Consider the following 22,810-nt stretch of genomic DNA (forward strand, 5'->3'; position numbering starts at 1 on the left):
CGCTGGCGAGGCGTGGAGGACCTTGACCACGGGCTTCTCCGCGCGGCCCTGTTCGCGACGATGCGGTCGCAGCGACACCACCGCTTCCACGAGGTGATGCGCGGCTACGAAGTCGCGTTGAAGGAGCTCAGGCACGACGACCCGGCCCTGAAGTACGTGGACGACTGGCGCCGCTACCGGCACTTCGCCCCGTTCAGCGAGGACGAGCTGCGCCAGAACGTGGCCTACGAGGGCAAGTTCCCCGACGAGCACGCGCAGGATCTGCTCGACCACTACTCGGCCGAGCAGCGGGAGGCGCTGACTCATCTGTTCTCCTCGCCGGATCCGCTGGCCGCGTCGGGGTCGGTGCCGGAGGAGGCGGTGGCCAGGGCGAACCTGGACTACCGGTTCCCGAAGCTGTCGGACTGGCCGGCGTCGTTCACCGACGAGGCGGACCGGCTGGCCGGCCTGAAGCCCGCGGAGCGGCGGAACGAACTGGAGGCGATGTCGCAGCTCCAGCGGGAGACCCTGGCGAGGAGCCCCGAGTTCGTCCGCCGGTTGCGCGAGTCGATGGCGGACCCGGAGGAGTTCACGGACGCGGCCGCGCGGCTGATGCTCCACGTGCCGCCGGAGGCGGAACAGCCGGCGACGACCCGGTTCCGGGCGCACGAGGTCATGGCCCGGATGCTGAAGAACATGCCGGAAGCGGCCGAGAAGATGCTGACCGCGGACGTGCGCATGTTCGTCCTCCCGCGGAACGAGCCGCTCACCCGCTACGGACCCTGGCGCCACATGGCCGGCAAGGTGAACGCCGGTGCGCCGGCAGAGCTCAGCCGGGGGGTTCAGGGCGGCCCCATCGCCGCCGCGAACGAGGAGGGCCTCATCGGCGAGTGGGCCTACATCGGCCTCACCTCGCCCGACGGCTACGGCACCCTCCCGCACGAGTTCGCGCACCTCATCTGGGCCCACGGGCTGGAACCGGGCGTCAAGGCCCGCGTCCAAAACCTCTTCGCCCGCAAGTGGAACGACCCCAGTGCCATGTGGCCGGACCGCGACCTGTACGACCCGGCACGGCCGGGGAAGGTCAACTACGGGGCCACGATGGTGGAGGAGTACTTCCCGCAGGCGGCGGTGGCCTTCTTCAAGGCGAACGCCGGCCTCGACCCGAACACCGGCCTGCGCCGGTTCAACGGCGCGGAGGAGCTGCGCGACAACGACCTGGAGACCTTCCAGATCATGAAGGAGGTCTTCGGCCCGGCCGGGGACCGCTTCGACGCGAATCCGCTCTACCGGACCACCGCGGAGAACGAGCTCTACGCGAGGTTCCGGCAGTTCCTGGTTGCGGTGGAGAACGGCACGTCCGCCCGCTACCAGGCCGAGTACGACGCGAAGATCTGGGACTTCCGCCGGAACGATCACGAGCGCGCCCTCTCCACGGCGCTGGCCGGCGATCCGCGCCTGATCGGCGCCGTCCGCGAGGCGAACCGCAGCCTGTTCGCCCGGCTCAGCGGCTGGATGGATCCCGAGACGGTCGCCCGTAGCTTCAAGGGCGGGAGGCCGGCGGCCGAGCTGGAACGCCGCCTCGCCGACGACGCGGGGTGGTCGCTGCACGACCTGATGACCGACTTCCGCTCGGTGATCAGAGACCATCGCGACGTGCTGGGCTGGGACCACCACCAGCGCCCGTTCCCGCTGCGGGAGAACGACTGGCTCGACCACCAGATCGACCGCGGCTACCGGCCCGGCCGCCGGCTGAACCAGCACAGTGAGTGGATCTTCCGGGTCTACCGGCTCCTCGACCTCGACCCGGACCAGCGCGCCCTGTTCCTCCGCGCGGTGATCGCCGACAACGTCGCCGCTCTGTACGAGACCCTCGCGGCGTGGCGCCACGTCGGGCTCGGCGACCACCCGGCGCACGCGGTGCCCGAGGAGGTGCTGGAGACCGAGGCGGCCGCCCTGTACGAGTGGGCCGGCGCGACCTTCGCCCCGCGCGCCCTCACCACCGACCCCGACCTGCTCGTCCGGCTGACCGTGCCGCACATGAGCGGCTGGTCGCAGACCAGGCTCGGCTCCGAGGGGATCCGGCGGGAGGTCCCCTGGCTGCCCAAGATCAATCCGCTGTACGCCAAGGGCGCTGACTTCTTCACGAACTGCCTGCTCACGGGCATCGGCCTGCACCTCACCCTGGAAGAGATGCGGCTGTTCCCGGAACAGGACCCGGCGCGGCAGGCCTACTACCAGGTGCCGCCGGACGTCGTCTCGCCGTACGAGCACCTGGCGAACCTCGAGCGGGGCGACCCGATCGACGTGGCCGGCTACAAGGCCATCGAGGACGCGCTCGAGGGGAGGCCGGGCGCACACGGCATGGTCCTCATCGGCACGCATGGCACGGACGTCGAGCACATCGTCGGCGCCGTCAACCTCAAGGGCAAGGTCTACTTCCTCGACCCGCAGACCGGCGACGACGCCGACCTGCCGCTGAACTTCAGCAGCCTGCGGTTCCTGCCCATGAGCGAGAACCTCCCGCGCGACGCCGTGCGGCCGGCCATGACACCCTGGCCGCGCGGGAGCCGCATCGGCGCCCGGCCCGGGAACACCGACGACTTCCCGGTCAGGGACCCGGAGAGCGGCGACACCGACTTCGTCGAGACGCTGCCCTGGGGCAACGTGAGCCGGGACGATCCGGACGCCCGGTATCCGTTCCCCGCCGGAGGGCAACGGCTGGGGGAGGGCACGGGCCGGCCGATCGCGGGCTTCGGCGAGACGGAGCGGGCCGCCTGGGCGAAGGACCACGAGGACACCCTGACGCAGGCCGACGGCGAGGGCCGGAACCGGCCCGCGCCGTCGCAGGTCCGGCGCGGTCCGGGGTACGACCGCCCGGCGACGGTCGACGACCCGGCGACGCAGACGCCGGCGGCGGAGCCGGTGGCGGGGTCGGCGTTCGACCGGCCGGGGATGAGGCTGGGTGAGGAGCCCGGCGATGAGGTCCGGATCAGCGCGGAGGACTCGGCCGCCGGCGAGGTGACGCCTCCGGCCACCCGGCCTCGCGGCCCGGGATACGACCGTCCCGCGACGATCGACGACCCGGAGACGCAGGGGCCGGTGACGGAGCCGGTGGCGGGGTCGGCGTTCGACCGTCCGGGGATGAGGCTGGGTGAGGAGCCCGGCGACGAGGTACAGGTCAGCCCGGAGGAGTCGGCCGGCGGCGAGGAGACGACGGCCGGGCCGTCGCAGGTCCGGCGTGGTCCGGGGTATGACCGGCCGGCGACCATTCACGACCCCGCGACGTCGGAGTCCGTGGAGGAGACGCCGTTCGACCACCCGGGAATGAGGCTGGGCGACCGTCTCGGCGGTGCCGTCCGAGTCGATCCGGAGGAGTCGGCCGGCGGCGAGGAGACGACGCCCGCGCCGTCGCAGGCTCGGCGTGGTCCGGGGTATGACCGGCCGGCGACCATTCACGACCCCGCGACGCCGGAGTCCGTGGAGGAGGCGTTGTCCGGCCGGCCGTCCCGGCAGCCGCGCAAGGGCTTCGGCGGCACGCCGATGACGATCAACGATCCGCCGACGCGGCGTGAGTCCGAGCCGAAGCGCGCCCCGTTCGACCGGCCCGGCCAGGCGCTCGGCGCGGGCGACGGCAAGGGCGAGGGCATCAAGGGCCTGAGCGACGACATCCGCGAGGAGTCCGCGAAGAAGCGGGCCGAGCTGGGAACGCCGAAGCCCAAGCCCCCGAAGGTGACTCCGAAGTCCAAGATCACCACCTTGCGCGACGTCGCGGAGGAGCAAGGCGCGGGCGAGCACACGACGACCACGGGCGGCGGCGGACCGCTGGAGACCCGCTCCGGCGACGGCACCGTCACGATGCTGGAGCCGCCGGTCCACCCGACGCCCGAGACCGGCACGGAGACGCCCGCCGTCGAGCCCGTCACCGTGGAGCGGGAGGAGGCGGCGCCTCCGGCGACGACGCCGCCCGAACCCGAGGTGAGCCGGGAGACCACGTCCACCACGCCGAAGCCGCGGAGAACCGTCGCCACGCCGCCTCCACGCCGGCTCGGGGCCATGACCGCCCTCGACCGCGCCCGGGCGACCCTCGGCGACCTGCCCGAGGAGCACCGCGCCGAGGTCCTGAGCGAGTCGCAGGCGATCGTGGCCGACCTGACCGGCGAGATGCCCTCGGAGCAGGACCCCGGCGGCCGCGTGACCCGGATCGACCGCGCGCGGCTGCTGGTCGCGGCGGAGCTCGCCCGGGCCGACCGGGCGAGCGCCGAGGCCCTTGCCCGGCGGTTGCTGACCAGGCCCGCGCCCGGCCCGCGCCTCACGCTGCGCCCGCCCGCGTCCCCGCTCGACCTCGGCCGTGCCCGTACGACGGTGGGCGAGTTGTCGGAGGAGCGTCGTGCGGAGGTGATGGCCGAGTCCGGCGTGATCGTGGGTGATCTGGGCGGCCGGGTGCCGTCGGCGCACGATCCGGGTGGTGAGGTGTCGGGTGCCGATCGGGCGGGGCTGCTGGTGGCGGCGGAGATCGCGCGGTCGGGCCGGGCGGCCGGTGAGGCGCTGGCGCGGCGGTTGCTGGCGGAGTCCGCGTTGGGGCCGCGGCTGACGCTCCGTCCGCCACCCGACTCCCCGCTCGCCGTCGAGCGTGCCCGTACGACGTTGGGCGAGTTGTCGGAGGAGCGTCGTGCGGAGGTGATGGCCGAGTCCGGCGTGATCGTGGGTGATCTGGGCGGCCGGGTGCCGTCGGCGCACGATCCGGGCGGTGAGGTGTCGGGGGCCGATCGGGCGGGGCTCCTGGTGGCGGCGGAGATCGCGCGGTCGGGCCGGGCGGCCGGTGAGGCGCTCGCGCGGCGGTTGCTGGTGGAGCGCGCCTCCGGGCCCCGGCTCACCCTTCGCCCGCCGGAGGAGTCTCCCCTCGACCTCGACCGTGCCCGTACGACGCTCGGCGAGCTGCCGGACAACCGGCGTACCCGGGTCATGCGCCGGGCCGGTGAGGTGCTCCACGAGATCACCGGGCGGACGCCGTCCGCCGAGGACCACGGCGATTCGGGCTCGCGCCTGGACCGGGCGGGGCTGCTCGTGGCGGCGGAGATCGCGCGGTCGGGGCTGCCGGCCGGCCGGAACCTCGCGCGGCAGCTGGCGCCGCACCTCAGGGAACCCGGGGTGCCGCGCGCCCGCATGGACGACGACCGGCTGCGGATGGCCCGCACCACGCTGGAGCAGGTGCGGGACGACTCCGAGGAGCAGTACCTGCGGCTCCTCGACGACGCCGGAGAGCTGGTACGGGAGCTGACCGGCACCCACCCGGCGCCCACCGTCATGCGGGGGGCGGCGCGGCAGCAGACGATGGTGTGGCTGATCGCGGCGGCCGAGATCCCCTGGACCGGACACCGGGGCGCCTACGACCTCGCGGCCGACCTCCTCGGCCTGCCCCGCCTGCCGGAGTCGGGCGACGCGGTGAAGCTGGTCGACCGGCTGGCGAACGCCGCCCGGCGCGACGCCGACCAGGCCCGTACGACACTGGGCATGCTGTCCGACGAGCGGCTCCGGCAGATCGGGGACGAGACGGACCGGGTCATCCGCGAGGCGATCACCCGGCCGTCCGCCGGACAGGCACCCCGCGAGCGGGCGCCGCGGGAATGGCGGACGCTGGTCGGCGCCGAGATCGCCCGCGCCGGAACCGAAGCCGGCATGGACCTCGCGCGCGCCCTGATGACGCCGCCGAAGAAGGTCCGCTTCGCCGACGAGCCGACCGTGATCGAGCCCGAGGAGGAGACGGAGCTCGCCGTCGAGCCGGCGCTGGAGCCGGTTACGGAGACCGACACGGGCGAGACCGCGCCGCCGCCCGCGATGCCGATCGAGGACGTGCTCCAGCAGACCCAGGTGGGCGTGGTCAACGGCCGCCCGCTCGCGGTCTGGCTGCCCGGCGCGGACATGCCCGCGCCGGCCGACGCGGCGAGGATGCTGAGCCGGCTCGACGACGTCCTTCCCGCGGGGACGGTGCTCGTCTTCGGTGACATGCGGGGCGGCCGCCTGATGGCGGGCGACCGGGAGATCACGGTGGAGGCGATGGCCTCGGCCATCATGAGCCGCGCACCCGACCTGCGCCCGTTCCTGGCGATCTCCGGCGGCGCCAAGCTGGCCGAGCCGCTGTCGCGCGCGATGGACGAGCCGGTGCTGGCCACCCCGCATGAGGCGACGTTCGACCCGGACACCGGTGAGGTCACCTCCCGCCGCCCCGGTGGGCCGGTCGAGGGCGCGCCGCCCAAGGAGGAGTGGTTCCGCCTCTACACCCCGGGCGACGCGCAGGGCGACCCGATCATCATGGCGCTGTACGGCGGGAAGGCCGGCGGTCGAGACCCGGGCGCGGAGCCCAGCCCCGACCCGGATCCGGGCTCCTCGTCCACCGCGCCCGAGCGGCGGGAAGGCCGCTCCGCGCCGCCGGTGCCGCAACCGCCGGAGCCGGAGCCGCAGCCGCAGCCGACGGCGCCGCCGATGACGCCGATCGATGCCCACCCGGCCATCCGGTCGATCGGCGTCCCGCGCGCCGGTCTGCCACAGCAGCCGGAGCTCATGAGAGAGGTCCGGCGGCAGCTCGGCCTGGCCGGGGTGAAGTACACCGAGAAGGAACTCAGCCTGCTGCCCCAGCGGCTGCTGGCCAACTACCCGTACCTGCTCAAGGCGGACGACGACAACGGCACGAGCGGCCTGATGGTGCCGATCGGCGACGGCGAGCTGCTGTTCACCCTCGACCCGACCGACCCGCACAGCCTGAACAACCCCGCCGGGTCGACGCTCGTGCCGTCGACCCTGCCGAAGGTGGAGGGTGAGCACCACGCGGTCGACACCATCAACTCGGTGTTCGCGACCGGCGCGCACACCCAGACCGAGTCCGGGCAGACGGGCGCCACGCGCGGCGCCCTCTCGCTGACCTTCGGCATCGGCGCGACACCCGGCATCCTGCAGGTGGTCAAGGTCGGCGGCGGGATCTCCGGCACCGCCAACCAGTCGAACCGGTCCAACACCCACATCGCCGACGCCGAAGGCGGTCACGTCGAGGACAACCGGGCCGAGGCGACCCTGGTCGCCTACACCGCGAACTGGTCGTTCAAGGTCCGCAAGAGCCCGACCCAGAGCTGGCGGAACACCCCGGCGCACCGGCTGACCGGCCCGACCGACGAACGCCTGCTGCTGTGGATCACCGGGCACTACCTCGAGCACCCGGACGGGGACCAGGTCACGGCCACCGGCGACGCAGTCAAGACCACGAAGCTGCCCAAGTTCTTCTTCGCCTCCGGCCTGACCAACCTTCCCCGGCTGTTCGACGAGATCGTGTCCGCCCTGCGGGCCAAGGGGCTGAAGCTGCCGATGGGCAGCCTCACCCGTGGCGAGCTGCTGCAGAAGCTGTGGAACCTGAACATGCACCTGGACGCCGCGGTCAACACCGACCGCGGCTACCGGTTCACGCTGCACAACAAGTACGGGCGGCAGGTCGCGACGGTCGCGGTCAAGTCCAAGCGCCTGACCGCCACCCGCGTGGGCGCCACCAGCGACAAGTCGCACATCGAGAACGTGCGGACGGCCATCGACGGATCGAGCGGCGGCCACAGCATCACCAACAGCAGCACCCTCACGTTCCCGAGCATCGAGTTCGACCTGATGCCGACCCCCGGCCTGCCCGACCTGCAGCTCGGCCTGATCGCGTCCCTCGGCTACACCTCTTCGAACGTCGAGGGGCTCTCGACGGGCCGGGTGGGTCTCAACGTGGTGGTGCCGCGCGACACCTCGCACACCGTCGCGTACGACGCGTGGTTCTCGCACCAGGCGACGGTCAGCGTCCGCGGCAAGGCGAACACGCGGGCACCGAGGACGACGTCGGCGGTCACCGGCCGCGCGCTGCTCCGGATGCCGGAGGCCGCCGCGTACGAGCACGGTTTCCCGGTCGACCGCACGGCGCTGAAGAACCCGCCGGCGCAGGGCGGCGAGGTGCCGTTCCAGAAGGACGCCATCCGCAACCTCGGGGCGCGCCCCGGCGACCCCGCCGCCAAGCCCGTGCCGCAGTACGTCGCGGACGGCAAGGGCATCGGCATGGGCCTGCCGATGGTCGCCGACAGCACCGTCGAGCGGGTCCAGCGCCTGCTGGAGACCGAGCTGCGCAGGACCGGGTTCCTCCCCGCCGACAGCGAGGACCCGTTCGGCGAGTACGCCTGGTACGCGCACGGCAACAAGACCGACGGCCTGATCGACAACCTCGAGCTGTTCGAGAAGATGGTCTCCAGCCGGGGCCTGGACTCCCACTACGACCAGATCCACCAGGACGGCATGACGTTCACGCTGCGCAGGCGGCGCGGCGGCATGGGAGTGGACCTGGACGTCGACTCGGCCAAGGTCACCATCCGGGCGAAGAAGAGCGCCGCGCACCCGCCGCGGTTCCTCCGCAGCACCAACCAGTTCCACACCGTCAACCTGGCGATGGGCATGGACAGCGCCGGCACCTCCGTCGGCCACACCCGCAAGCTCGCGTTCGGCATCAAGGTGAAGGCGCTCTACCTGGCGCTGAAGAACTCCATGATGGGCATGGAGTGGCAGCGGATCGTGGGCGCCTCCGACGCGGTCAACTACCTCAACAACCGTCCCGAGCTGCTGGAGTACCCCGGCATCGTCGACGAGTTCGAGCTGACCAGCGACTACGAGGTCAAGGTCGAGTACCAGCACTCGGGAACCCAGGGCCGGATCCGCGCGGGACGGCGCGACTCGCCGACGTGGTCGGTGAAGGACCAGACGGCGCTGGCGTATCTGCTGCCGATCGGCACCGAGGACGGCCCGACGACGACCGGTCCGACGCCGGCGGCGGTGCTCGACCAGGCGGTGGTGTACTTCCTCGACACCACCGGCACCCGCGACGCGGTGCAGGCGCTCGGGCATCTCGTCGACCCGGCCGGCAAGGCCTCGTCGATGCGGGACACCTTCGCGGGCACCATCGAGATGCGGGCGCACCTGAAGGAGATCCTCCAGGGCGAGTACACGACCGACCGGCCGTTCGAGTCCGGCGTGTTCCGCGACAAGTTCGGCGCGATCGACATCAGCGGCGCCATGGGGCGCACGAAGTTCACCGGGGCCACCAAGGACAAGTTCGTCCTCGGCATCATCCGGCTGTTCCTGTCCGAGAGCCGCGTCACCCAGACGAGCGCGACGGGCTGGACCTGGGACCAGCTCGACCTCGCCGGCGGCGGGGACGTCGGGCCGGCCACGCTCGTCGGCGAGACGGACGTCAACCGGCACTGGCAGCACAACCGCTCGACCACCATGGGCGCCACCGGCGGTAAGGAGCCGATCCAGCTCGACTTCAACCGGGTCTACATCTTCCAGACCACGGTCGACTTCACGGTCCGCAGCCGCCTGGAGAACCACTCCAAGCTGTGGCCCAGCGGCACCCCGAAGTCCCACACCGAGAACATGGCGCCGCGGACCATGACGTTCCTGCTGTCGGAGCCGGAGGCGCTCGCCCAGTACGCCGCCGGGCACCTCACGATCTCCGACCGGCAGCTCAAGGACGCCATGCTCCGCTGGCACACCGGTCAGCTGAAGCTGAGCGGCGACCTGGCGGCGAAGATCCTCACGCGCTGGCACAACGACGTGCGGGTGCTTCCCAAGGAGGCGCGCGTCCGGCGCGGAAAGCTGGTCCGCACGATGGCGCGCCTGCACCGCACCGGGGCGACGCCGATCCTGGACCCGCGGGTCAGAGAGCGGTTCAACACGACCTTCGGCCAGGACCTGCGCGACCCGTACGACCCGTACGTGCGCCCGCGGATGCCCGACGACGTCGTCGCCTATTCCTCGGGCCGGGGGCCCGCGCTCACCGACGCGCAGCTGGAGGAGGTACTGGCCCAGTGGCGCGAGGGCACCACCTGGCTGAGCGGCGACACGGTCGCCCAGACCCTGATGCGCTGGCACGACGAGGTCCCCGAGCTGCCGCCCGAGACGCGGGGAGCCCGCAGCGCCGCGATCGGCGCGCTCGCCGAACTGCACCAGACGGGTGGACGGCCGATCGAGTCCCTGGCACTCCGCGAGCGGTTCAACGCCGCCTTCGGCAAGTCGCTGGGCAACCCGCGCCGCCCGTACCACCTCATGGAGCTGCCGGAGTACCTGACGCGTAAGGACCCGAGCGGCCGGTTCCTCGGCCACTCGGGCCTGTACGACGCCGACTACCAGGGTTATAGGTCCCTGTACCAGCTGGTACGGGAGCGGATCGAGCAGGTTGCGCCCGGCATGCTGGCGGCCGGCGCGGAGATCTGGGACGGCAAGGGCCGGCGGATCGGCCGGATGCAGGGCAGCGTCGACGCCCTGCAGTCGATCTTCGCCCGGGGCCGTGAGCTGGCCATGTGGGAGGACTTCCTCGGCAAGGACGGCTTCTCCCTCTTCCTGGTCAACCCGGTCGGCTGGCTGCTGACCGACCCGGTCGAGGTGTACCTGAAGGACGTGCTGATCGCCGAGCCGGAGATCGTCGACTACAAGTGGAACACCGGCCTGGAGAACTACCTGCACGGTTACATCGGCACGGCCAAGTCCAAGTCCCGTGACGGCTCACAGGCGTGGATGCCGGCCAAGCTCAGCGCCGGCAACAGCAAGGCCAGCGGCCCGGTGGACCTCAAGACGTCCGTGGGCCACCACCGTGGCACGACCCGCGCCGAGAGCGCGGTCAGCGAGCAGACCGTCTACGACTGGGCCAACCACTACGCCGTGCGGTACCGGCACCAGATGACGGTGCGGGTGCGGCGGCTCAAGATGGGCGGCCGGCCGCTCAACAACCTGCTCCTGAAGGGGTTCGACCGGTGGACCCGGCACAGCGCGACCTCCGAGATCACCGTGGCGGGCACGCTGAACCTCCAGATCCCGCACGCCCTCGCCGAGGCGGGCAACCTGCGCGGTCCCGAGCAACTGCGCGACCTGCTCCCGCTGCCGAAGATGCCGGGCAACGCGGCCTTCATCGGCGTCGTCCTGGACGGGCTGTACCCGGCGGCCCGCAAGCTCCTCGACGGGCTGCTCGGGCCCGGCTGGGTGCAGGGCGCGCTCGGCACGAAGAAGGGCGACCCGAACCTGCGGTCCAGCCTGTCGCTGCCGACGCTGCTGTCGCGGTCGCACCTGACCAACCACGTGCGGGACACGATCGGCGGCAACCGGTACGCCCTCCCCGAGGGCATGATCATCGGTGGCGACAGCTCCGAGCGGGCGAACCTGTCGGTGCAGGGCGAGGTGTACGACGCCCAGGTGCTCATGCGGATGTCCGACGGCGGCACCGGCACCGGCCGCTACATCAAGCACCAGAGCGGCACCACCGCGAACAACAGCACCGACCTGGCCCGGGGTGTCGGCGACTACGCCATCAACGGCAGCGACGTGATCAACCCGCAGCCGCCCCAGCCCGAGGGGGCGCCGCCGCAGCGTCCGGACCACGGCTACACGTTCAGCGACAGCGGCAGCCGGGTCACGTCCGCGAGCCAGAACAGCGCCGGCACCGAGAACTACCGCCGGGAGGGCCACGCCAAAGAGCTGGGCTCGCTCCTCCTGCTGCGCCTGCGCGGCCAGTGGTGGGTGGAGGCACAGAAGACCGAGCACCACCTGTTCCGCGCCCCCAAGAAGGTCGGCGCTCCGGTCCGCACCGACCCGATCTCCGGCGACGTGTACGTGGAGCTGTTCGAGGCGCAGTACCAGGAGCTGCTCGCCGACATCGCCAAGAACCGGAAGGCGGCCGAGGCCGCGCTGCGGAACCGGGTGGACCCGGCGGCCTGGAACCGGCTGGCCACCGCGCCGGCCTTCGACCTGCCCTCGCTGCTGGTCGACGCGGCGGCCCAGAACTACACGGCCGTCCGCGCCCACCACCCGATCGTGGACCACATCCGCGAGCAGGGCGGCGCGAACGGCCCGCTGGTGCTCACCTTCGGCCAGAACGCGCGGACGCTGGAGTACCGGTCGATGCTCCGGTGGGCGGCGCGGACCATGCGGGCCGACCTGACCGCGGTGCGGCAGGAGGACCCGGGCTTCCGGACCCCGGCCGCTCTCCAGCGCTACGAGGACCTCCTCACGCGGGACGACGGCCGGCTGTTCGACGGTCTCGCCCACTCCGTCGAGGACGAGATCACCGCGATCGTCAACGAGGTGAACCGGCTCCACGACCAGCGCCCCGACAACGCATCGGGCGCTCCGGCCGAGCTGCCGCCGGAGGCGGCGCTGCTCGCCATGGACCCCGTGCACCTGGCCCGCGACCTCGCGGCCGAGCTGCGGGCCCACGTGCGGGTGGACGTCGCGCAGGCGGACGGGACCACGCGCTCGCACTGGGTGGATCCGGGCGGGCGGATCCACGCGTTCGACCCGGCGACGTTCAGCGACGCCACGCTGACCGCGGACCAGGCGTCGCGCGCCGGGCTCTGGACCGACGAGACGCGCCGCCTCGCCGTGGCCCACGGCTTCGGCCCGCTGGAGCTGGCCCGGTTCTACCGCACCTCCTGGACGCACCAGCAGACCTTCGAACAGGCCGTCCTCACCGCGATCGAGGAGCGCGGCCGGGCTCTGGCGGAGGTGCACCGGGCGCTGCCCGGCCTGTTCGGACGGGCCATGGAGGCCGCCGCCGGATGGCGGTCGATCGTCACCCGGCTCGAGGCCGAGCACGCCGGGCTGACGCGACAGGTCGAGCAGGCGCAGAAGGACCTCAAGCTCGTCCAGGACCAGCTGGACGAGCTCGACGGCCGACGGATCCGCCTCACCCTGGAGCCGAGCCACGACCCGGCCGAGATGAACTCCATCCTGGGCCGGATGAGGCCGCTGGAGGGCGACGCGCTCCGGCTGCGGCAGGCGCTCGGCGACCACGACGAGCCGATGGCGCTGCTCGCCCGGAGTCTCGACGAGGCGCGTCGCGCGGCCCGTGCGGCGGAGAGCCTGCTCGACGAGCTGCGCGCCACCCGGCCGGGGTCCACCGCGCGGGCGCGGTGGACGGACCAGACCGTACAGGCGGAGAGCGAGCGGCTGACGGCCTCGGAGTCGGTGCTGGACGAGCGCCGGGTGGGCCATGCGTACCGGCAGCGGAGCGAACCGACGACGCAGCAGGCCATCGACGGGCTGCACCGGACGCTGGAGGCCGCCGGTTCCGGCGCGGTGTCCCTCGTCGTCACCCAGGACGCGGCCGGCGCCGGCGGGCGGTTCACCGTGGTCAACCACCGCGGCCGGATCCAGTGGTTCGAGGCCGAGTCCCGGCTGCCGGCGGAGCCGCCGCGGGATGCCCAGCGCCTGTACTCGCTGGACGTGGGCGGCGACGGCGTGCTGCTGGACCCGCCCGCCGAGCTGAGCGGACCGGCGGCGTCGGAACGGTACTTCGGACCGGTGCGCCACCTGGCGCTCGCCGACATCGAACACCACCTCGACCACGGCCTGGTCCGGCCCGACGCGCGGGAGGCCGCCGTACGCTCGGGGTCTCACCTGCCCCGGTTCGTGACCGAGTTCGAGAGCCGGATCGCCTACCAGAACGAGCGCCTGGTCACCCTGACGGCCGCGCCGGGACCGCGCATCGTGAGCCTGGCCACCGCGATGCGCGCCGACCGGCTCGCCGACGCGCACGTCTACCGCAACGACCACGGGCAGCACGGCGTCGGCCCCGGCGGCCTGAACGTCCCGGGCTGGACCCGGCTGGGCGCCCTGGCGGACTTCGCGCCGGTCCACTGGCTGACCCGAGGGGCGCGGGCGGAGGGTGTCACGGTGGGCGACGTCCGCCGGACCGCCCTCGGTGACGCCGTCCGGTTCCTGTCCGGAGACACCGGCCAGACCATGGCACAGCGGGTCCGCCGGGCGTTCGGCGAACACGCCGACCGCGACGTCGAGCAGGTCGACCGGCTGCCGGACGACCTGCCGCCCGGCACCTGGGTGTGGTTCACCGGCCAGGGTCGCAGCGGGGCCGCGGTGGCCACCGGCACCGGGTACCGCGTCCTGCTCACCGGTACGAGCCGCACGCGGGAGATCTCGGCACCCCAGGCTTTGCGAGAGCTCAACGGCCGGCCGCACACCATCGTGCTCGCCCGGGCGCGGACCGCGCCCGCACCGGAGCACGGCACGGTATCGACCGACCCGGCCGGCGGGAGGCGGATCGGCAAGGGCTCCGGTTCGTCGCACGGCCTCCCGCCGGTACGAACGCGGCCCGCGCTCGTGGACGACCCGCTGCCGGCCGACCCGCACGTGTACGTCAGCGAGGACGGGCAGCACCGGGTCACCGCCGCCGGGATGACCCGCGGCACCTGGACGGACCTGGGCGCGGTGGGCGAGTACACGCTGACGTCCTGGCTGCTCCGCCACGGGCCGGAGCGTGGACTGACCGAAGACGTCGTCGTGCGGGAGGAGCTGGACCGGGCGATCGCCTTCCTCACCGAGGACCACGTGCTGGACGAGCACGAGGAGACGGTCCGCACGCTCCTGGCCGGCGCCACCGGCCGTACCGTCGAGCTGACCGACGCACTGCCGGCGGGCCTGCCCGAGGGCACGCTGGTCTACTACTCCGGTCCGGAGACCATCGATGGCGCGGTGGTGTTGTCCGGCAGCCGCTACCGCAGCCTGAAGCCCGACGGCACGACCCAGGTCCTCCCGGACCAGGGCGGCGGCGAACTCCCGTCCGGGGCCGGGCACCACTACCTGATCGCCCGGCCGCTCACGGCCACCGCGCCGAAGGGGAAGGCGCCCGCGAAGGACACCTCCTCCAGCGCGACCACGGTGGCGAAGGAGGCGAGGCTCGCCTCGGAGGTCGAACGCCGGGCGTTCGACCCGGCACGGCTGCGGGCGACGCTCCGGGCCCGGCAGCTCCGGCTCCTCGAAGTGCCCGGCGACGGGAACTGCTTCTACCAGAGCCTGATCGAGATCGCCGGGGCGTACCTGGAGCAGCACATCCCCGGAGTCAGCGCGCGAGGGAACCGCCTCCGTGCGGTGCAGGCGCTGCGGAACTGGCTCGCGGACCGGCTGGAGGCCGACTTCGCCGTCGCGGCCCAGGGCCTGCCGTCGCGGTACGCAGGCTTCTTCCACGTGGCCGAGGGCGGGCCGTCGGTCGCGCGGCAGCAGCGGACGCTGGTGAGCCAGATCCGGTTGATGGGCGAGTGGGACGACGAGGCGGGCGACGTCGTCGCGCACCTGGCGGCGTACGAGCTGGGCCTGCGGATCACGCTGATCCAGGACCGGTACGTCACCACGGTCGGCCCGGAGGGGCCGGCCCAGCTCAGCTTCGTCCGCATGCCCGGCCACTACATGGGGACCCGGAGCACCCGCACGGACGCGCCCCCGATCCCGTGGCGGACCTTCCAGCCGGTCCAGCCGACCTCCGCCGCCGTGGCCCGCGCGCAGTACGACCGTCAGATCGCCTGGGTGAACCGGCGGTACGCGAACGTGCGGGCGGACCTGGAGAGCCTCACGTCCCGGCTCGACCCCGACATCGTCCGCGACCTCAGGACCCAGGTGCAGCAGCGGCTCGCCGCCCGGGACCGGGAGCTGACGAGGCACCGCACCGGGACGGCGACGCACCTGTTCCCGCAGCACCGGCTCGACGCCAACGTCAGCACCGTCGGTGACCTGGAACGGATGGTCCAGGAGTACCAGGCGCAACTGGGCGAATCCACGGGGCCGGTCCCGGTCGCTTCGTCCGGCACGGGCGTACGAGCCCGGACCCGGATCTCGGACTACCTCTTCACCGAGGTCAACTCCCGGCTCGCCCGCTTCGGCGGACGCTGGCTCCTCGGCCGGATCGACCGGGGACAGATCCGCGAGGCGCTGGCCGACCTGCCCCAGGGCGGCCCCACCGATCCGGCCGGCCTGGTCACCGACCTCGTGCACCAGATCGTCTTCGGCCGGGCGCCCCGGCTGCGGGGAGGCCGGAACCTCGTCCCGGAGCAGGTGCGGAATCCGGTCGAGGCCGGCCCCAGCGGCACCGGAGCGAGCCGCGACGTCACCGCCTCCGGCGCGGGCCCGAGAGTGCGCACCGCCGCCGACCGGTTCCACGCGCGGTTCGACGAGTGGGCGGACGAGCACACCGTCGTATCGGGCAAGGGCAAGCGCCCCGTACGGACCGCGGACCTCGCGTCGCGCGTGGAGGCACGGCTCGACCGGCTCGACCTCGGTGCCGGCGCCCTGACGAGCGATCCGCGGATCGAGCCGACCGCACGGCTGATGCTGGCGTACCGGGAGCTGGGCCTGCCCGCGAGCGACGTGCCGCTGTTCCTCAAGGCGCTCAAGGCCGGCCTGATGAGCGACCTCCTGCCCGAAGAGGCGAACCCGGCGCACCTGTCAATGGTCGACCTGCGGCGGGTCGCGGACGCGGTGGGCATTGGCGGCCACTGGGCGGTCGGCGACCAGATCATCACGGCCGCCGCGCTCGAGCGGCGGCTGGCCGAGGTGCTGCCGCCGTACGACGGGACGGCCGCGGACTGCGTCTACCGGCTGGAGGCGTTGAGACGCGAGCTGTACGGCGGCCCGGCGGTGTTCCAGGACGACTTCACGGTCGGGGACCGGCGGCCGGAGCGGGCGCTGGCGGCCGCCCTGGGCGGCGACTGGCTTCCGCTGCACGGCCCGGCGGAGAGCGTCGCGCCCCTGGTGAAGCGCCTGGGACCGGGTACGACGGCGTTCCTGCTCGTCTCGATGCAGCAGGGTCCGGGACACGCCTACGCGCTGCGGAACGAGGGCGGCCACCTGTTGTGGGTGGAGACGCAGGCCGGGCCCGGAGCGCGGGTGTACGCCGTCGAGGACGGCGCGCCGGTGCCGGGCGGGGACGTGCACGTCATCCTGGCGGACGCGACCGGCCACGCGGTCGTGCCGGACTCCCTCGCGGAGGCGCCGTACGACGTGGACGCGCTGCGGCTCGCGCCGGAGGAGCCCGGTTTCGCCGCGCAGGGACGCGAACACGAGATGAATCACGTCGTCCACGGTCATGGCCTCACCACCTTCCGTGGGACGGACGAGGTCCTCGTCTTCAACCGGGCGACCGGCGTGGTCGTGGAGACCGACACGACGCACCTCTGGGTCGCCGGTGGCCGTTACTTCGCGACGAAACAGGCGGCGGTGGCGTCGCGGCGCGGAAAGGTCAAGCGCAAGGGCGTCAACATCGTCGAGGTCGTCAGCAGGCCGGAGCGGGTACGGCCGACCGGGGAGAACCACCACTACGACCCGGCAGTGGTGCGCGCCGGAATCCGGGACGCGCGGAGGCGGCTGAACAACGCGGTGCGGCTGCGCGACGGCGAGGCCGGGCCCGGCTTCCGCGGCACCTCGCTGCGGGAACTGTTCGGCGACGATCCCGACTACCAGTTCGGGCCGAAGGCCGACGACCTGTCCGTCCTCCTGCCGCCGGGGTTCGACGACTCGGTGTACACGCACATCACCGAGGGCACGTACCTGACGTCCACGCTGGCCTTCCTGCGGGCCATCGAGCGGTTCGCCGAGGCCGACGACGTCAAGGACTACTTCCAGGCCGGTCTGCGGTTCGGCGACGAAGTGGTGCTGACGTACCTGGACGACCGGGTGGGCCGGCGCGTGGGCCGGTTCGCCGGTCCGGCGATGGAGTACGTGCCGGGCGTCGCCGACGTGCGCGCGTCGATGACGTTCATGAACACGCACACGTACGCCGCCGCCCGCGTGTTCGTCCGCGCGGACGAACACCTGGCGAAGAACCTCGTCCACGGGGTGCTGCGCACCTCGTTCGCTGCCGTTCGCGAGTCGATGCCGCCGGAGGCCCAGAGGTTCCTGCAGGGCCATGACGCCGAGATCAGGGAGAAACTGCGCGCCGATCTCCGAGAGCGGCTCGCCCGCGCGATCAGGAACTACGAGCAGCACCCGAACCGGCACCGGCGCTGGCGTCGGTTCGGCCCGCAGGCGCTCTCCCTGTTCCAGTACCCGCTGAGAAACGAGGCCATGACCCTCGGCGACTACGTCGACAACATGATGCTTCCCCTCGGGCGGCCCAGGGTCTACGTGGACCAGAACGACGCGATGAACATCCGGACCAACATGCGCCGGCTCGACCGCGGGCTGATCGTGACCGAGATCCGCGACGTCGGCTCGCAGCGGCAGAGCCTGCGCACGTCGGAGGAGACGGCCGAGGAGTTCGCCGAGATCGCGCGACTCACGCACGCGCAGGCCGAGCGGGTGGCGCACAACAACGGCACCGAGGAGGGCCGGGCGTACAACGCCAGGCTGAGCCGGGCCGTGGATACGGTCAGCGGGTACGAGCCGCCCCGCGACGACCTGGCCACTGACGTGACCAACCTGCTGAGCTCGGTGGCCCGGCACTTCCCGGACGTGGTCCGCGACCCCATCTTCCGTGGGAACGTGACGTCCAACCTCCAGGCGGACGCCGTCGTCGCGCTGAGCGACTTCATCGAGGACTCCGAGCGCCAGACCGCACGTGACCTGCGGCACGCGATCGATGCCATCCGGGACGCCCTGATCATCGAGCGTGACTCGGCCAGGCGCGCGAGCCGTCACCTCGACGACCTGATCAGGCGTGCCGACCTGCTGATCAAGGAACTGCGCCGGCACTCGGAGCGCCGGTACCCGGATCCCCAGTACGTCAACGACGCCGGGCCCGTTCACCGAGGTCTGACCTTCACGGCGGAAAAGGCCGCCCTGGACCCGCCGCGTTGGCACGACGTTCGCTCGTCGGACGGGCGCGTCGTCGGGCGGGCGTTCTTCAACGACGAGGACTGGCGTCTGCGGTCACCGTTCTACGGTGACCTGCAGGACGCGGAGTTCCGCTCCTGGTCGGGGACGCCGGGCCAGGAGGTCAGCGCGCCGGTGGAGGTGCCGCTCGGCGACCGCAGCCGCGTCTACATCCTCGCCGGACACGGGGCCAAGCTCCGCGACCTGCCCGACCTCGCCCGGACCACGGCCCGCGAGATCGTTCAGCAGGGCTTCACCACCCTCCTGCTCCTCCGCTGCGCCGACGAGACGCGGGCGCCGGAGTCGGCGGGGCTGGGCGACGTGGCACGGGACTTCGGCCTGACCATCGTCGAGGGAACCGGCGCGATCGCCCCCACGCCCGGCGCCGTCAACCTCCTCCCGGACGCCTCCGGCCGGGCCACCGGAGTCCGCGTCCACCACCCCGACGGAACCATCAGCCGTCACGACGCCGCGGCGGAGCACCCCGAGCCGGAGCCGGCCGGTGATCCCGGTGGAAGCCTGGACCCGTCCTCGTTCGACCACCGGATGCTGATGTTCGAGGCGAAGGAGGGGCTTCGCCGGCTGATCCGTGACGGGCAACCGGTCTCGCTGGACTCCGAGACGCTGGTGCGGATCCACGACGGCCTACCCGGCCACCTGGCCAGGCAGCCGCTGCGGATACGCGGCCGGGCGATCGCACAGATCATCGCCCGCGAGCGAGCGGCGGGGCTGATCGTCGGGGCGCCGGCGGGCGAGAACCGGTACGCCCAGGCCCCATTCACTCCCCGGGAGGTCGCGGCGCCGGCACTGTGGCCGGCCGGCCCCGATGACGCTCCGGTCCCGGTGGCCGAGCCGGGCCGGCTGGTCGCCACGCCGGTGACGAAGGAGCAGTGGTTCGATCGCCGGGCGGACGCGCCCGTGGTGCCGGTGGTGACGCAGCGTTCCGAGCCCAAGGTCGGCTTCACCACCGCGAGGAGTCCCGAGGACGAGCGCTGGGACGCCGACATCCGCTTCAACGTGCAGCGGATCCAGGTGACCGACGACCAGTGGGTCCGCTACCAGGTCGCCGTGCTTCCGGTGAGGCCGATGCCCGGGGTCGCCTGGGAGGACGTCCAGGCCCTGGAGACCCGGCTGAACGAGGCGTTCGACGCCTACGTCAACCGTGGCTACGAACTGCCGGTCCACAAGGATCAGTTGCACCTGGCGGTGAAACTGGTCCACGCCCCGGAGTATCGCAAAGCCGTGGAGATACGGCCGGGCACGACGGAGCACGGCCCCGACTCCGAGCTGGACACCCGGCACTGGGGGCTGGACGACTACATCTACGCCCTGGTGCACGAGGTGCTGCACTACTTCGGCCTGCTCGACGAGTACCCGGATCGGCGGTCGCTGCTCCGGGGCAGGGCGGCCTCGTCGGCGGTCAAGGCCGACGGGATCATGGCCGGCGGCGCGTTCGACCCGGTGCAGCCTCTGCCCGCCCGCTACCTGCGGATTCTGGAGGCCGTCGCCGACGCGACGGCGGTCCTGCTCGACCACCCGTTGCCCCGCTCAGGCGTCGATCTCGCGCCCGAGACGACGGCGGCGGCGGGAGCAGGGGCGCGAGAGTACTCCGCCGACCCCGCGGCGGAGACGATCGTGGGTCCGGCGGACGAGGAGGCGACACATCCCGGGCCCGCCGCCCCGGGCACGCGCGCGACCGAGGGACCGCTCGCCCCACCGCCACGCGGGGAGGTCGCCGAGGCACACGCCAGGGCCCGCACCGAGTTTCGGCTTCCGGTGACCTACGGGTTCACCCCGGCGCACGCCGCCGCGATGGGCGAGCTGCGGCGGCTGGCCGGGACGGAGCAGGAGCCGGACGCCCGGCCGGACTGGGCCGCCCTCGCCCACCGGGTGAACCGCGGCTGGGCGCCGGGCCTGGTCACCGACGCGATGAGCGCGGTGCTGCCCGCGGATCTGCCCGGGCTCCTCTCGGCGGCCAGGCTCGCGTTCGACGTGCACGGGTCCGGTTTCACCTTCGACCAGCTGAGGAACGCCCGGCGGCTCGCCGACGCCATGCGGTCGGACGCGACCACGCTCTCCACCGTCCTGGGACGGCCCGGCCGGGAGCCCGGGGACGAGGTAAGGCTCGGCGACCTGCGCGAGCTGGTTCACTCGTTCGGCGGCTACGCGCCGGATGAGTACCCGGCACTCGACGACGTGCGGATGGCCGCCGCCCTGGTGCTGGAGGAGTTCGGCTCGGCGCCGCTGACGGTCGCCGGGCTCCGTACGGCCTGGGAGACCGCCGCCGGGGTGTCGCTTTCGGAGGCCATGGCCGTGCTGAGCGAGGCTCTCCTGGCCGCGGCCCAGGTCGAGCCGTCGTTCTCGGTGCTCGGCGCGGAGGCGGCCACCCCCCTCCGCGCCGCGCTCGACCAGCGGCTGGAAGCGCTGCGCGCGCTCGCCGACGCTCCGTGGCGGCCGAACCAGCGCGCCCGCGTCGAGCGGCTCCGCGACGCCCTGCGGGAGGTGGAGCGGCGGATCGACGAGATCCACACCGCTGCCGTACACAGCCTCGAAGAGCAGATCAGGACCGGCCTGGCCGACTCCTCCCTGGACGCGGACGTCGCCGAGGCATTCCGCCGGAGGTTGGGAAGCCGGGAACAGGACATCGGCCCGGTGGCCGTGCACGAACTGCTGGCGATCCGGTCCGAGGCCGCGCTCGCGAGGACGCCGGACCCGGCACCGCCCGCCGACCCCGCGGCTCACGCCGAAACGGGCACCGAGGCCGCGCCCCGACGGCCCGCCCGGCGGCTGCCCGGACGGATCCGGTACGCGGCGGAGGAGAACGCCGGCCGTGGGCTCCGCCGATCCCTGCCATGGGGCGAATGGGGACACGTCTCCCGGGTCGGTGACGTGCGGTTGGGCGAGGACAGGCGGCTGGCCGCGTCGATCGCGGAGCCGCTGCCCGCGAACCTGCGGCGGCCGGTCGAGGACGGTGTCGTCGCCGCGTTCGCGCGTCTGGGCAGCCAGGAGGCGGGCCGCCGGCTGGCCGCACCGACCGGGCTGCGGGTGCGGACGCCGAACGGTCCGGTCACGGTACGGCTGGTCCTCGGGCCCCTGACCGGCGAGCGCGGCGCGCGCTACCGCCGTCCGGAGGAGGTGCAGTCGGTCCAGATCGGCGCGCACCCGTCCCAGGCGCTGGACCTGCCGCAGGTTCTCACGCCGTCCACGTTCACCGACTTCACCGACAACCGCTCGATCGCGCCCGAGTCGCTGGGCGACGGTCCGATCTCCATCGCGACGGGCTGGAAGATCCTGCCGAACATCGGCGTCATGCCCACGGTCACGGGGCAGGGCTCGCGGGGCTTCGGCGCGTACGAGGGCGCGGTCATCCAGACGGTCCAGCAGATCTGGCACAGCCAGTACGCCTACTTCGAGGTGCCCGCGAACCATGACGACCCGGCGGCCGGTAGCCACTGGTCCGTGACGTTCGCCGGCGCGGACGGTGAGCAGACCGTCGTCCGCCCGGCCGACGTGCTCCTGGCCTTCGCCGAGGACGAGTCGCCGCCGGTGGACGGGGCAGCGCCTACGCCGTTCGGCCCGGTGCGCGCGCTGCCCGACGAGCACACCGAGGCGATGGCCGAGGAGTTCCACAGCGTGCTCTGGCGGGCGGGCACGATCATCGAGTCGATGGTCGTGGACCTTGGGCCGGAGGCCGCCGGCCGGCGGATCACGCGCCGCTTCCCCGACGCCGGCGCCGCCTTCAAGGAGGCGGTGTCGGACCTGTTCACCGAGTCCGCGCTGTTCCGGGTGCACAAGGACGTCCTGGGCCACGGCTACCTGTCGGATGAGTTCCGGTTGAACCAGGACACCGAGGACTGGGCGGCCTTCCGCCTGCGAGGCCTGATGACGGCGTTCCAGCAGGTCGACTCCGTCGAAACTTACGGCCAGCAGGACGCGCGGCACCTGTTCTGGTCGGGCGAGTCGAGCTCGATGAACGGCGGCGTGGCGTCGGGCCTGGCCCTCAACGCGTCACCGCCGACCTTCACCATCCGGGGCGTACCGGTGCAGATCGGTCCGACGGGTTCCGTCGGAGCCTCCGGCTCGGTCACCCGGAGCCTCGCGGCGTCGATGGGCGCCGGCGACTGGCGCTACGGCGCCTACCCCTCCATGCGAAGGGTCTACCGGCTCACGACGA

1 protein-coding gene (only partly in view) is annotated in these 22,810 nt (G+C 72.9%); it reads left to right on the forward strand.

The whole window is internal to a scabin-related ADP-ribosyltransferase gene (locus ACQEV1_RS05010) on the forward strand: the coding sequence, 76,503 nt in all, runs 43,005 nt past the left edge and 10,688 nt past the right edge, and what appears here is coding positions 43,006–65,815 — codons 14,336 (complete) to 21,939 (partial); the first complete codon in view begins at position 1. Both the start codon and the stop codon lie outside the window.

It is taken from the genome of Actinoallomurus sp. CA-142502 (genome assembly GCF_050936355.1).
In the GTDB taxonomy this organism is placed as follows: domain Bacteria; phylum Actinomycetota; class Actinomycetes; order Streptosporangiales; family Streptosporangiaceae; genus Actinoallomurus; species Actinoallomurus iriomotensis.